Genomic DNA, 14,739 nt, shown 5'->3' on the forward strand with positions numbered 1-14,739 from the left:
ACTCCTGTGTTGTCTGAAGAGGAAGGAAGAGTTCGTGTCGGCGCAGGCTCAGCCTGGCCACTGGAATCTCGCGGGGCGCTTGTCGAGGAAATCCTGCACGGCGCCCTTGTGCGCCTGCGTGCCCATCGCCAAGGCCTGCGCGTTGGCTTCGAACTCGAGTTGGGTGGCCAGGTCGGCGCCGGCCACGGCGCGCTTGATCAGGCTCACCGCCACGGGGGATGCCACTCGGCCAAGGTGCGCGAGCCGATCAGTTCGGCCAGGTCCGAGCGCACGCTGTCGGCGGTGGCGGCATCTTTCGGCAGATGCAGCGGTTTCAGATCCTCTCGACCGATAACGTCGCAGAAGCGGTCCCAGAACTTCCGTTCGAGCGCCCCGACGGCCAGGTGGCGGCCGTCACCGGTGCGGTACACCGAGTAGCAGGGCAAGGCGCCGGAAAGCCTGTCGGCGCCGGCCGGACGGGTCTGGCCGTGCACCGCCAGCGTCAACATCGGGACCACGGCATGCGCCAGCATGGCGTCTGCCATCGCGATGTCGACGTGGCGGCCGCAGCCGGTGCGCTGTGCATCGAACAGCGCGGCCAGCAGGCCCATCGCCGACGTCAGCGAACCGCCCAGCAGGTCGGCGACCGGTACGTTGGACAGCGCAGGAGCTTCGCCACCGCGGCCGATCTGGTCACTGACGCCGGCCAGGGCGCAGTAGTGAGGTCGTGCCCCGGCTCGTCGCGGTAGGGGCCGTGCTGGCCGTAGCCGGTGATGCTGCAGTAGACCAGCCGGGGGTTGAGACGCGACAGGGTGTCGTAGCCCACGCCCAGCCGGTTGGTCACGCCGGGGCGGAAGCTCTCGACCAGCACATCGGCGTCGCGGGGCAGCGCATGCAGGACGGCCACGCCTTCCGGCTGCTTGAGGTCCAGCCGCAATGCACGTTTGTTGCGGTGAACCAGGCCGCGCAGCGCGGGGGCGGCATAGTCGCCGGCGCCGGTGTCCTCGATCTTGACGACATCGGTGCCCAGGTCGGCGAGGTGCAGCGTGCACACCGGGCCGGGCAGCAAGCGGGTGAGGTCGAGCACGCGCACGCCGGACAGAGGCGGACGCGACACGGCAGGCGAAGGGGCAGTCGGCATGGCGCAAGGCGGGTGGGGACGCGGGCCAGCCTAGGGGCCGCCGGCATGCCGCGACATGGCGCTTTGCGTGAATCGGATTGGCAGGAACGATCAACGCGGGTGGCGCGCAAGAGCTTTTCCGACGCTACTCGGCGGCGCGCTCCACGGTGGTCGTTGCCAGGGCCCGCTTGGGCGTGTCTGCCGGCGGTTCGCCGTTGAACAGCAAGCGATAGACGGCGTTGCGCCGAAGCGCCAGGTGCACTGCCCATGCTCCGCCCAGCGCCGAACCTGCCAGCAACAGGAATTCGAGCAGCAAAGGCAGTCGCACCAGAGCCAGCGCCAAGCCGCCGGCGAAGACGAACATCAGGTGAAACAGGTAGATCGAATAGGCGCTGTCGACAAAGTGGCGGACCCACGCTGAGGGGTGGTCGAGCCAGCGGGCACAGGCGCCGAGCACGAGGTGCAGGCCGGCCCACGACGCCAGCGGCCACAGGCACAGGCGCAAAGCCTTCTGCCACGGCTCGCCGTCCGACGGCCACAGCGCGAACAGCACCAGCAGCGCCGCAGCCAGCAGCAGGCTGCCACGCCGCCACGAGATGGCGGCATGCAACAGTCGGCGCTCGTGGAAGCACAGGACGCCGGCCATGAAGAACGGCAGGTTGAACAGCCATTTGCCGGTGGATATGACGCCATAAGGCAGCCCCGGCAACGGGCGTCCGGCCAGGTTGTCGTAGGCGCCGAGCAGCAGCGAAAAGCCGGCGTGCAGCAGCAGCAGCCCTGCGACGGCACTCAGCGGCAAGGCGTGCAGCCATCCGCCCAGACGTTGCAGCCGTGCCGTGATGGCGGGCGTCATCACGGCGCACAGCAAGGCGGTGTAGGCCAGCAGATCGATCAGGAACCACAGGTGCGCGATCCAGATGCGGGCTGCGTCGCCGCGCAGGTGTCCCTCTGCGTCGAAGAAGCTTTGCGCGAGCGGCCCGTTGACACCATTCATGCCGCTGGCCAGTTCGAGCAGGCCCACTTGCAGGGGCGACAGCAGCAACAGGCAGGTGACCAGCGGCAGGCCCAGACGCACGACGCGCGAGCGCAGGAAGGCCCCGCGCGGGCGCTTCGCCAGCATCATCGCGGCGAAGAAGCCGGCGACAAGAAAAAACGCCGGCATGCGAAAAGCACTGGACGCCTGTGCCAGTGCGGTCAGCAGTTCGGACGACTCGGGCGAGCTGATTTCCCAGCCCTGTGACGAATACACCATGGCGGCGTGGAAGGGGATGCCCAGCAGCATCAGGGACGCACGCGCCCCATCCATCCAATGAAGGCGACCCTGTGTCGCCGCGCCCGCTTCCAGACGACTCATGCGGAACTCCCTGAACAGCATCCGCCGGGTGCTCATCGGCACAAGGCGAGGCGTCCCGGGCGCGTGAGTAGGGAATGAGACCGCGTTCCGGGGAGCCTGCGGATCACCGTATCAAGCGGCGTGCCCGAACACGTCGTTGCAGCGTTACCAGATGAGTCGTTTTGCGAAATGCAATACAGGACGCTCGTGCTTCAAGCCTTGCAGCGAGCGGCACAGACGCGCGTGCCGGCCGCCGGGGCCGGCACGAAAGGTTGCAGTTGCAACAGGCGCCGGGCGCGTTGAGACGCGGGCTCCGAGATCAGCGGCGGCTTCAGCGAGGCGCGGGGGCCGGGGCGGGCAGCGTGCGGGCCGGTTCCGGCTGGGAATTCGACAGCCGGCGCGCGCGCTCGTCGAGTTCGGCGCGCGGGGTGAGCGCCACCTCGGGACCTGCTGCAGGGCATCGGGCGGCGGCGTCCTCGCCGGCAGACCAGCCCTCGGCCTCTTGCGGGCCGGTGCCCGGCCGGCTGAGGCCCAGGGCCACCAGCAGGTTGCCGGTGGCGGCATGCACGCGGGCATACGCCATGTCGAGGTCGACTTCCGCATTGGCGTAGGCGCGCCGCGCGGTGTACAGCTCGTTCTCGGAGTTCAGCAGGTCCAGCAGGCTGCGCTGGCCGATGTCGAACTGCTTGCGATAGGCGTCGCGCGCCTTCTCGATCGCCAGCTGGTTGGCGTCGAGGAAGCGCAACTGGTCGACCAGCTTGAGCGTGTCGTTGTAGGCGATCACGGCGGTCTGGCGTATGTCGCGGCAGACACGGTCGCGCTGGTCGGCGGCCTGGTTCACCAGGTCGGCGAACTGGCGCACGCTGGCGTGGTCCGCGCCGCCATTGAAGAGGTTCCAGCTCACGACAACTTCGGCCGTCGTGTCGCGACGCTGATCGCGCACGCTGTCATAGTTGTGGCCGACACCCGAGCGGGCCCGCAGCTCGATGCGCGGCTGGAAAGCGGCCTGGCGCGTGTCGGCCTGTGCGCGCACCGAGCGCAGGTTCTCGACAGCAGCGGCGACAGCGCCGTTGCGTGCGACGGCCGTCTGCAGTGCCTGCTCGGTCCCGGACGGCAGGCCTTGTTTCAGCGCCGCCGGGGCGTCGATGCGGGCCGGCGGCAGTTCGCCGACGATGCGCTGGTAGCGCGCCGACACATCGTGCAGGTTGGCAACTTCGGTGCTGAGATTGGACTCGGCCAGTGCCAGGCGGGCTGCCGCTTGCTCCAGGTCCACGCCACGGCTCACGCCGGCGCGAAAGCGCGACAGGATCTGGTCGTGCGAGGCCTTGTGCTGGACGTAGTTGTCTTCGGCGAGGGCGACCAGCCGGCGATAGCGCAACACGTCGTAATGGGCCTGCACGGCTTCCAGTGCGACCTGCTCGGCGGTGTCGACGAACTCGAAGTAGCGCGTGAGCTTGGCGTGTCCGAGGCGGCGCACCTCGCCGTGGGTGGCCAGGCCGTCCCACAGCATCTGCGTCAGGCTGAGACTGGCGCCGGTGCGGTCGATGCTCGAAGACTGGGGATCGCGCGAGCCAATGCGGTCGCGATCGCGGCCGGCACTGGCGCTCAGGTCCAGGCGCGGGTAGTAGCCGGCGCGGCCGACGTCGACTTCGTTCACCGATGCGCGATAGCCGTTCAGCCGAGCGCCGATGTCCGGATGGGTCTCGATCGCCTTGCGGGCCACGGCCTGCAGCGCGTCCGGAGATTGAGCGCTGGCGTACACGCACGAAAGCAGCAGGGCGACCGTGGTGAGCGAGGTTCTGAAGGTCATCCGGGTTCTTTCCTGGTCGTGGGGGCGGTTGCCCGCTAAAGTTCGCGCGAGTGTATCTAGAAGTAAACTTCACGGCGGCCCCCGCAGTTGAGGGGGCGGCGCGCAATTTCTCACGCTTCTACCGCTTTCTTGCTCGGGTGCTGCACGGGCGCGAGTGCCGCACGCGCCCACGCATCGAACGATGCCGCGAGCATAGGACGACGCGTCGATGGCATGCGCGTGAATTGCTCGCGGCTTTGCGTATTGTTCCAGCGTTAGTCGCACGCGCTTTGCGCTAGTGTGCTGTCCTTCATGCGATGCACCGCAGCGACCCGGACGGACCACCCGTCCTCGATCTGGTGGGCCTTGCACGGCCGTGCGGCCGTGATGCTTCGGCACGTGTGCGTGGCGGTGACAGGCCTGGTGCTCGCATGGGTCGCTACTGCATACGACGCAGACCGGATGTCCCGCGCCGCACAGCGCGCCGGAGCGCAGGCCGCGGCCGAAGCTCGCGCGCTGCAAGGGGCCCTGGCGGAACTGGCCGGCAGCGACGAAACGGCCCGGCTCGCAGGCATCAACGCGTTCTTCAACCGGCGCATGGCCTTTCACGACGACAAGGCCGTCTGGGGCCAGCCCGACTACTGGGCCAGCCCGATGGAGTTCCTGCAGCAGCGGCAGGGGGATTGCGAGGACTTCGCGATGGCCAAGTACTTCAGCCTGCTGGCGCTGGGGCTGCCGTCCGAGCGCATGCGGCTGGTCTATGTGCGTGCGGTGATCGGCGGCCCGGGCGGTGTGAGCCAGGCGCACATGGTGCTGGCCTACTATCCGGCACCGCAGGCGGAGCCGCTGATTCTCGACAACCTCATCGGCGACATCCGGCCCGCGTCGCGGCGGCCGGACCTGACGCCGGTATTCAGTTTCAACACCGAGGGCCTGTGGCAGGGCGTGGGCGCATCGTCGGCGGGAGACCCGCTGGCGCGCCTGTCGCGCTGGCGCGAAGTGCTCGCCAAGGCTCGCGAGGAGGGGTTCGTGCCATGACATATCGATCGGTCTCATGCAACTCGGCGGAGGGCTGCTCATGTCATTGATCCGGCAGATGTGGCTGGTGGTGCTGACCACGGTGCTGATCGCCTTCGTCGGCAGCTTCACCGTCACGGTGGCTTCCGCCCGCGAGTACCTCGAAACCCAATTGCAGGTGAAAAACAGCGACAACGCCGCGGCGCTGGCGCTGTCGCTGTCGCAGCAGAAGGGCGACAGCGAGCTGATGGAGCTGCTGCTGGCGGCGCAGTACGACACCGGCTTCTACCGGAGCATCCGCTTCCGTGGCACCGACGGCACGACGATCGAGCGCGTCGCCGGCCGGGTCGAGGTGCAGGCGCCGCGGTGGTTCGTGCGCCTCGTGCCGATCGAGTCCGTGCCCGGCGTGGCACAGGTCAGCGACGGCTGGCGCGCGCTGGGCTCGGTGGAGGTGGTGAGCCAGGTCTCGTACGCCTATCGGGACCTGTGGCGCGGCTGCCTGCAGGCGGCAGCCTGGCTGGCCGTGGTGGGCCTCGTCGCCGGTGTGCTCGGCAACTTCGTGGTGCAGGGCATCCGCCGGCCGCTCAATTCCACGGTGCGCCAGGCACAGGCACTGGTCAACCGCGAGTTCGTCATCGTCGACGAGCCGCGCGTGCCCGAGCTTCAGCGGCTGACGCGGGCGATGAACGGCATGGTGCAGCGGCTCCAGGGCGTGTTCGACGAGCAGGCCACCCAGGTGGACAACCTGCGCCGCGAGGCGAACTGCGACCCGTCGACCGGTGTGTCGCACCGCAAGCATTTCCTCACGCAGCTCGGCCTCGAGCTGGAGCGCGAGGACGCGCCGCCGAGCGGCACGCTGGTGATGGCGCGCCTGTTCGAGTTGGCGCGTGTCAATGCCGAGCTCGGCCGCCGCGAGACCGACCGCATGATCCAGCGCGTCGCCGACACCTTGCTGGCGCAGGCGGCCCGTGCGCCCGGCGCCTGGGTCGGCCGCCTGAACGGGTCGGACTTCGCTTTGTGCCTGCCGGCCGGCGGTTCGGACGAAGACGATCCGGGCGCCCAGATGGAAGGGTTGCTCGCAGCCCTGCGCGCAGCCTGCACACCGTTCGGGCCGGCCCAAGGGGTGGTGGTCGGAGCCGTCGCGTACCGCAGGGGCGACGCGCTGTCGCAAGTGCTGTCGCATGCGGACGGGGCGCTTGCACGCGCGGAAGCGCAGGGGCTGTTCAGCTGCGTGGTGCAGGGCGCGGCCCCCGGAGAGGCCGCGGCAGGCGGTCAGGAGGCATGGAAGCGCCGCATCGAGGGCGCGCTGGCCGAGGACCGCGTGCGCCTGGGTCGCTACCCGCTGCTCGACCGCGACGGTGCGTTGATCCACTTCGAATGTCCGCTGCGCTTGCAGCTGGAGCCGGGCGGCGCATTCGAATCGGCGGCTCAGTGGCTGCCGCTGGCGGTGCGCACGCAGACGGTCGGGGCGGTTGACCTCGCGGTGGTGTCGCTGGCGTTGCGCGAGATCGCGCACGACGGCCGGCCGCTGGGCGTGAACCTGTCGGTCAGCTCGGTGCAGGACGCGCGCTTTGGCGGCCAGCTGCGCGAAAGGCTGCAGGCAGGGCTGGCCCATGCAGGGCAGCTGTGGATCGAAGTGCCGGAGCTCGCCGCCGTGCGGCACTATGGCCTGGTGCGCGAACTGTGCCAGCAGGTCAAAGCCACCGGCGCCCGCTTCGGGCTCGAACATGCCGGCGAGCAGCTGTCGCGCATCGATCGGCTGTACGAGATCGGCCTCGACTACGTGAAGCTGGACGCGCGCTTCGTGCTGGGCGCTTCCGAAGACGCTGCGGTGCGCAACTTCGTGCGCGGCACGGTGGCGATGGTTCATGCCCTGGGCATGCAGGTGTACGCCGAGGGCGTGTCCAGCGCGGCCGATGCGTCCGTCTTGTGGGACTGCGGGCTCGACGGCGTGACCGGCCCGGCCATTACGCTGTAGCAAAGACGAACGCGGGGCGTCGCCTTCCGGCCGAACGCCCCGCGCTGCAGCCCTTGCGGGCGCAAGGATCTCAGTCGCTCAACAGCTTGCCGCGGCTCAGCAGGTCTTGTATGACCTGCTGGTCGTTGGAGAACGAGCCCACCAGATCGACGCCGACCACCGTGATGCGCTGATCGACCGCGGTGGGGTTGTAGGTGCCGCCCGAGAAGCCGCCGGTGCTGCTGATCTGCACCACCGTGCTGTCGCCCACCTTGTCGAAGTGCAGGTAGTTCGACAATTGCGCCGTGCTTTCCCCGACCAGCAAGTCGCGCAGGTCCAGCACATCGCCGGCGGCACTGTTGTCGAAATCGGTGATGGTGTCATGCGCCGGCGTGGCGGTGGTGCCCCGGTCGGCCAGTTGCCAACGGAACGTGTCGGCGCCGAATCCACCCGTCAGCACGTCGTTGCCCGCGCCGCCGATGAGGACGTCGGTACCGCCACCTCCGTTCAGTTGGTCGTGGCCGGCACCGCCGTTGATCGTGTCGTTGCCGGCATTGCCGTGCAGCACGTCGTTGCCGTCGCCACCGTTGACGGTGTCGTTGCCGTCACCGCCGTGCACCAGGTCGTTGCCGCTGCCGGCGTTGATCGTGTCGTTACCGCCGAGACCCTGGATGAAGTCCGCCGCGCTGGTGCCGTTGTGCGTGCCCGCACCTTGGTCGCCGAGGATGTTGTTGGTCGTGGCCCCGACGGTGACGGCCACCGCCTGCGTGCTCGTCGACGTCGCTCCGGTGCCGGTTTCGGTCGAGGTGACAGAGACCGACAGGTTCAGCGTGCCGCTGTATCCCGAAGCGGGGAGGAAGTCCACGTCGGCTGCTTGTGCGGGCGTGAAGGTCCATACGCCACCGCCCAGATTGGTACCCGACGTGAACATCGCGTTGGTCGGCACGCCGGACACGGTGATCAGCGACAGCGTTTCCGACCCGTCGGTGTCCGCCAGGCCGGCGTGCAGCGGGAAATCGATGGGCGTGCCATAACTGGTCGCCCCGACCGTGTAGTTGATGCTGTTGATGGCCAGGGTCGAGTCCTTCCCGGTGTCGGCGCCGTTGAGCACCATCCACGAGAACTGGTAGTCGCCTGCGGAGGGCGCATTGAAGGTGTAGGCGCCATTGCTGTTCAAGCCCACACCGGCTTGCTCCGAGGACGTGATCAGCACATTCTGCTTGCTGCCGTCCGGTGCGGTGATCGTCAGCACCACCAGGTCGTTGTAGCCGTTGTTGATCTCGTTGCGGTCGTTCTCGGCGTTCGTGAAGGCCCAGTTGAACTGCACCGAATGGCCGGCCGACATCGAATAGCTGTAGTTGCTGACGCTGCCGTCCTGGACGTCCACGTTGCCCGGGTCGTTCGTCTGGCCGGGGCCGCTGGTCTTCGGTGCGGGGTTGAACCCGTCGAGGGTGCCCGACGCCAGGCCGGCGATGCTCTCGATGTTCGCCTGGCTGATTTCGGCGGTGGTCGAGATGGTCACCGGACCCGGCACGATGCTGATCAGCTGCGACGGGACCGCGAGGAACGGCGCGTCCACGGCGGCCGCCACGTTGATGTTGACGGTCGCCGTGCTGGTGCCGGCCGCACCATCGGACACCGTGTAGGTGAACGACGCCGGGCCGCTGTAGTTGGCGTTCGGCGTGAACAGCACGTTGCCGCCTGACAGCGACACCGTGCCGTTGACGGCTCCCTGGACGCTGGTGATGGTGAGCGTCGGGCTGTCGATGTCCGTGTCGTTCGCCAGCAGCGTCGACACCGGAATGGTGATGACGGCATCTTCCGAACCGCCGACGGCGTCGTTGCCCGCGACCGGTGCATCGTTGACGGCATCGACCGTGATCGTCGCCGTTCCCGCCGCTGCGGAGGTGCCGCCTTCGTTGTCGCGCGCGCTGTACTGAAAGGAGGTGCTGCCGTTCCAGTTGCTGTTCGGCCGGAAGTACACGGTGGATCCGGTCACGACGTCGCCCGCGGCCACCGGTTGCGTGCCGGCGGCGTCGAGGTAAAGCGTGCCGTTGGCGGGCAGGTTGCCGATGACGTGTTGCGTCACCGTGCCGTCGATGTCGCTGCCGGCCAGGGTGACGATCACCAGTGTGTCCTCGTTGCCGCTGGCGCTGACGTTGGTGGTGGTGGGGCGGTCGTTCACCGAGGCCACGGTGAGGTTCACCGTGGCCGTGTTCGTGCCGCCGTTTCCGTCGGAAATGGTGTAGGTGAACGAGGCCGGGCCGTGATAGTTGGCGGTCGGCGTGAAGACGACCTGGCCGTCAACCAGCGCCACCGTTCCGTTGACGGGGTTCTGTACAGAAAGGACCGACAGGGCGTCGCCGTCCAGATCGGTGTCGTTCGCGAGCAGGCTGCCGGTCGAGATGACGAGCGCGGTGTCCTCGCTCGTGGTGTAGGCCTGATGCGACAGCGGGGTCGAACCGAGCGACTGGTAGGGCCCGGTGCCCGAGCGGATTTCAGGCTGGAAGACCGCCTGGCCGCCCTGGTCCCAGTAGATGATCTGGATCGTGTGGCTGCCGCTGGTGTCTACAATGAAGGACGAGTGCACGGTTTGCGTCGGCGACTGATTGTTGGCCACCTGCGCCACGACCACCCCATCGACCATGATCGAGTAGCCGTCGTCCGAGCGCACCCGGAAGTTGTAGGTACCGGCGTCCAGTTGCACGGTGCCTGTGATGCGGATGATGGCGTCGCTGCTGTTCTGCGGATCGACATTGAGCGATGCAGCATCGCTGCCCAGGAAGGACTGCAGCGTGTTGTTCGAGCCGAGGTCGCCGGAGACCGTGCCGTAGTTCAACGAACTGGCGACGAAGATCGCATCGGCCGGATGGGCGGCGATGAAGTTCTGCACTTGGGTGAGGGTGCTGAGCGACCCGCCGTCGACACCTTCGTGGAAGGCGAAGTATTCGCCGCGCAGACCCGACAGCTGGATCGGGCCGTCGTTCACGGCGACCGGTGCATCGTTGACCGGCGTGACCGTCAGCGAGACGCTGCCCGTCGACGAGGCGACGCCGTCGGAGACCGTGTAGCTGAAATTGGCCGGACCGGCGTAATTGCTGTTCGGCGCGAAGGTCAGCGTGCCGTTGGCATTGAGCGTGACGGTGCCTTGCGCCAGCGTGACTGTCTCGCCGGGAGACACCGCTGTGCCGGCGATGTGCGTGATCGACAGAGCGTTGCCGTCGACATCGATGTCGTTGCCTCGAACATGGAGCACGACCGGCGTGTCTTCGGGGGTGGTGGCCGAGTCGTTCACTGCCACGGGCCCGTCGTTGGTACCGGTGATCGTGATCGTCAAGGTCTGCGTCGTGAAACCACCCTGGCCGTCGGACGCGGTGTACGTGAACACGTCATTTGCCGTGACGCCGGCTGCCAGCTCGTTCGCGTTGTTGGCGACGTAGGTGTACGAGCCGTTGGCTTGCAGCGTCAGTGAGCCGTACTGGCCGGCCAGTGCGGAGCCGATGCTGCCGGCAGTTGCGCCAAAGGCGATCGCGGAGACGCTGAGCGTGCCCCCATCGTTATCGCTGTCGTTCGCAAGCACCCCGGAGGCGGCATCGCGCGTCAGCGTAGCGTCCTCCAGCACCGCACCGGTATCAGCCGCGGCAGTGGGCGCATCGTTGACCGACACGACTGAAATGGTCGTCGTCGCCGTGTTGGACGGGTTGTGGCCGTCGTTGACAACCACCTCGATGGTGCGCGCCGTCGTGCTCGGGTTCTCGCTCGTGTTGGCGAAAGTCACGGCGCGGATGGCCGATGCGTAGGCGGCCGGCGATGCGGAGCCCGTCAGCGTGACCGTGTTGCCCGAGACGCTGGCGGTGATGCCCGGAGGCATCGAGCCGGCGGCAAGAACATCGCCTGCCTGCGCGTTGGTCAGCGTGATGGTGGCGCCTGTCAGTGTCGCGGAGTCAGTATCGACGAGGGTGGCGTCGGTGTCGGCGATCGATACGGCGGCACCGTTTTCGGTGAAAGTCGTTGCGTAGCCGGTCCCTGCGGCGGAGCCGTCGAGGTCTAGCACAGACGGTGCAGCGTTGACCGTGTAGCTCTCGGTGTCCGTGGCGGTTGTCGTGTTGCCCGCAGCGTCCGTGGTGGAGACGGAGGCGACGATGGTGCGATCAGCGTCTGCCGCGAGGGCCGAGCCGGGAACGTCGACGCTGAATGTGCCACCGGCCTGGACGTTGCCGGTGTAAGTGCCACCGTTGATGGTCAGAGTGACCGTATCGCCAGCACGCACATCACCGCCTACCGAGCCGGTGATCGCGACGGTACCGCTGCTTTCGACAGCGTCGATCACGTCGTCGCTGGTGATGTTGGCGTCCAGGGCGATGGACGCGGTGATTGTGACGTCCAGGGAACCGGCGTCGTTGGCGGTGGCGGTGTTGCCCGCTGCATCCGCGGCAGAGGCGACCACGGTGAATCCGCCCTCGGCCAGAGCGACCGGCACGGCGACCGAGTAGGCACCACCGGTGACGGTGGCGGTGAGCGTCTGAGTGGCACCGGCCGAGTCGGTGACCGTCAAGGTGACGGTCGAATTGTTCGGCAGGTTGGTGGTGCCGGTGATGGTCGGCGTGGAGTCGTTGGTCAGCGCGGGGGCATCGACGGTGAGGCTCGGAGCGGTGACGTCCAGCGAGCCGGCGTCGTTGGCGGTCGCCGTATTGCCTGCTGCGTCGGTAGCAGAGGCGACCACGGTGAATCCGCCTTCAGCCAGGGCGACCGGAACGGTGACCGAGTAGGCGCCACCGGTGACGGTGGCAGTGAGCGTCTGAGTGGCACCGGCCGAGTCGGTGACTGTCAGCGTGATGGTCGCGCCATTCGGCAGGCTGGTGGTGCCGGTGATGGTCGGTGTCGAATCGTTGGTCAGCGCAGGTGCATCGACCGTCAAGCTCGGTGCGGTGATGTCCAGCGAGCCGGCGTCATTGGCGGTGGCGGTGTTGCCGGCTGCGTCGGCAGCAGAGGCGACCACGGTGAAGCCGCCTTCGGCCAGCGCGGCCGGCACGGCGACCGAGTAAGCACCACCGGTGACGGTGGCCGTGAGCGTTTGAGTGGCGCCAGCCGAGTCGGTGACGGTCAGCGTGACGGTCGCGCCGTTGGGCAGGTCCGTCGTACCCGTGATGGTCGGTGTCGAATCGTTGGTCAGCGCAGGTGCATCGACCGTCAAGCTCGGTGCGGTGATGTCCAGCGAGCCGGCGTCATTGGCGGTGGCGGTGTTGCCGGCTGCGTCGGCAGCAGAGGCGACCACGGTGAAGCCGCCTTCGGCCAGCGCGGCCGGCACGGCGACCGAGTAAGCACCACCGGTGACGGTGGCCGTGAGCGTTTGAGTGGCGCCAGCCGAGTCGGTGACGGTCAGCGTGACGGTCGCGCCGTTGGGCAGGTCCGTCGTACCCGTGATGGTGGGCGTCGAATCGTTGGTCAGTGCGGGAGCATCGACCGTCAAGCTCGGGGCAGTGATGTCCAGCGAGCCAGCGTCGTTGGCTGTGGCGGTGTTGCCGACGGCATCCGCGGCAGAGGCGACCACGGTGAAGCCGCCTTCGGCCAGAGCGACCGGCACGGTGACCGAGTAGGCGCCGCCGGTGACGGTGGCGGTGAGCGTCTGAGTGGCACCGGCTGAGTCGGTGACCGTCAAGGTGACGGTCGCGCCATTGGGCAGGTCCGTCGTACCCGTGATGGTCGGCGTCGAATCGTTGGTCAGTGCAGGTGCGTCGACCGTCAAGCTCGGAGCGGTGACGTCGAGGGATCCAGCATCGTTGGCCGTGACGGTGTTTCCAGCGGCGTCGGCGGCAGAGGCGACCACGGTGAAGCCACCTTCAGCCAGAGCGACCGGCACGGCGACCGAGTAGGCACCACCGGCGACGGTGGCGGTGAGCGTCTGGGTGGCACCGGCCGAGTCGGTGACCGTCAAGGAGACGGTCGCGCCGTTGGGCAGGTCGGTGGTGCCGGTGATCGTGGGCGTTGAATCGTTGGTCAGTGCCGGGGCGTCGACGGTCAGGCTCGGAGCAGTGACGTCCAAGGAGCCAGCATCGTTGGCCGTGACGGTGTTTCCAGCGGCGTCGGCGGCAGAGGCGACCACGGTGAAGCCGCCTTCAGCCAGGGCGACTGGCACGGTGACCGAGTAGGCCCCGCCGGTGACGGTGGCGGTGAGCGTCTGAGTAGCTCCGGCAGAGTCGGTGACCGTCAAGGTGACGGTCGCGCCATTGGGCAGGTCCGTCGTACCCGTGATGGTCGGCGTCGAATCGTTGGTCAGCGCAGGAGCATCGACCGTCAAGCTCGGTGCGGTGATGTCCAGCGATCCGGCGTCGTTGGCAGTCGCGGTGTTGCCGGCCGCATCGGCGGCAGAAGCAACGACGGTGAAGCCACCCTCGGCCAGGGCGACCGGCACGGTGACCGAGTAGGCACCGCCGGCGACGGTGGCGGTGAACGTCTGGGTGGCACCAGCCGAGTCAGTGACCGTCAAGGTGACGGTTGCGCCATTCTGCAGGTCGGTGGTGCCAGTGATCGTGGGTGTCGAATTGTTGGTCAGTGCCGGAGCATCGACGGTGAGACTCGGCGCGGTGACGTCCAGCGAGCCGGCATCGTTGGCTGTGGCGGTGTTGCCAGCGGCGTCGGCGGCAGAGGCGACCACGGTGAAGCCGCCTTCGGCGAGCGCGACCGGCACGGTGACCGAGTAGGCACCGCCGGTGACGGTGGCGGTGAGTGTCTGGGTGGCACCGGCCGAATCAGTGACTGTGATGGTGACGGTCGAGTTGTCCGGCAGGTCGGTGGTACCAGTGATGGTCGGTGTGGAATCGTTGGTCAGCGCGGGGGCATCGACCGTCAAGCTCGGTGCGGTGATGTCCAGCGATCCGGCGTCGTTGGCTGTGGCGGTGTTGCCGGCCGCATCGGCGGCAGAAGCAACGACGGTGAAGCCACCCTCGGCCAGGGCGACGGGCACGGTGACCGAGTAGGCACCACCAGTGACGGTGGCCGTGAGCGTTTGAGTGGCGCCAGCCGAGTCAGTAACCGTCAAGGTGACGGTCGCGCCGTTGGGTAGGTTGGTGGTGCCGGTAATGGTCGGCGTCGAATCGTTGGTCAGTGCCGGAGCATCGATGGTGAGACTCGGCGCGGTGACGTCCAGCGAGCCGGCATCGTTGGCGGTGGCGGTGTTGCCAGCGGCGTCGGCGGCAGAGGCGACCACGGTGAAGCCGCCTTCGGCGAGCGCGACCGGCACGGTGACCGAGTAGGCACCGCCGGTGACGGTGGCGGTGAGCGTCTGAGTAGCTCCGGCAGAGTCGGTGATCGTCAGCGTGACGGTTGTGCCGTTGGGCAGGTCCGTCGTACCCGTGATGGACGGCGTCGAATCGTTGGTCAGTGCCGGGGCGTCGACGGTGAGACTCGGCGCGGTGATGTCCAGCGATCCGGCGTCGTTGGCTGTGGCGGTGTTGCCAGCGGCGTCGGCAGCAGACGCGACCACGGTGAAACCGCCTTCGGCCAGCGCGACCGGCACGGTGACCGAGTAGGTGCCGCCGGTGACG

General features: G+C 68.0%; 6 protein-coding genes and 1 pseudogene. 2 read left to right on the forward strand and 5 right to left on the reverse strand.

From position 1 onward, the window contains the following. Positions 1-48: 48 nt before the first annotated feature. From M8A51_RS25535 to M8A51_RS25555, 4 genes and pseudogenes are all read right to left on the reverse strand, one after another. Positions 49-225, reverse strand: coding sequence for a hypothetical protein (locus tag M8A51_RS25535; RefSeq protein ID WP_251781443.1), 177 nt, complete (start codon positions 223-225; stop codon positions 49-51). Continuing rightward, a pseudogene (locus M8A51_RS26660) lies at positions 204-1,120 on the reverse strand (CaiB/BaiF CoA transferase family protein). Before M8A51_RS26660 ends, M8A51_RS25535 begins: the two are co-directional and overlap by 22 nt. Before the next feature lie 124 nt (positions 1,121-1,244). After that, entirely contained in the window at positions 1,245-2,453 is a 1,209-nt protein-coding gene (locus M8A51_RS25550; RefSeq protein WP_251781445.1) for an acyltransferase family protein, read from the reverse strand. Between the two features lie 310 nt (positions 2,454-2,763). Then, positions 2,764-4,242: a TolC family outer membrane protein gene (locus M8A51_RS25555; protein WP_251781446.1), complete on the reverse strand. Its 1,479-nt coding sequence runs from the start codon at positions 4,240-4,242 to the stop codon at positions 2,764-2,766. 441 nt (positions 4,243-4,683) lie between these two features. On the opposite strand from M8A51_RS25555, the gene M8A51_RS25560 reads away from it, so the two are divergent. Continuing rightward, positions 4,684-5,259 carry a transglutaminase-like cysteine peptidase gene (locus tag M8A51_RS25560; RefSeq protein WP_251781447.1) on the forward strand — a complete coding sequence of 192 codons (576 nt, stop codon included), beginning with the start codon at positions 4,684-4,686 and terminating at the stop codon, positions 5,257-5,259. A 40-nt stretch (positions 5,260-5,299) separates the two neighbouring features. Beyond that, a complete protein-coding gene (locus tag M8A51_RS25565) occupies positions 5,300-7,216 on the forward strand; it encodes an EAL domain-containing protein (RefSeq protein WP_251781448.1) in 1,917 nt (638 codons plus the stop codon). Positions 7,217-7,286: 70 nt separating this feature from the next. Here the strand turns inward: M8A51_RS25565 and M8A51_RS25570 are convergent, their stop codons facing one another. Then, positions 7,287-14,711 carry a beta strand repeat-containing protein gene (locus M8A51_RS25570; protein ID WP_251781449.1) on the reverse strand — a complete coding sequence of 2,475 codons (7,425 nt, stop codon included), beginning with the start codon at positions 14,709-14,711 and terminating at the stop codon, positions 7,287-7,289. Between the last annotated feature and the right edge of the window lie 28 nt (positions 14,712-14,739).

This window comes from Caldimonas mangrovi, assembly GCF_023721835.1.
Taxonomy (GTDB): Bacteria; Pseudomonadota; Gammaproteobacteria; order Burkholderiales; family Burkholderiaceae_C; genus Caldimonas; species Caldimonas mangrovi.

Bases quoted from the DNA above. Each gene is read 5' to 3' on its own strand.
- M8A51_RS25560 (WP_251781447.1), top strand. From the start codon at position 4,684: ATGTCCCGCGCCGCACAGCGCGCCGGAGCGCAGGCCGCGGCCGAAGCT.
- M8A51_RS25550 (WP_251781445.1), bottom strand. From the start codon at position 2,453: ATGAGTCGTCTGGAAGCGGGCGCGGCGACACAGGGTCGCCTTCATTGG.
- M8A51_RS25565 (WP_251781448.1), top strand. From the start codon at position 5,300: ATGTCATTGATCCGGCAGATGTGGCTGGTGGTGCTGACCACGGTGCTG.
- M8A51_RS25555 (WP_251781446.1), bottom strand. From the start codon at position 4,242: ATGACCTTCAGAACCTCGCTCACCACGGTCGCCCTGCTGCTTTCGTGC.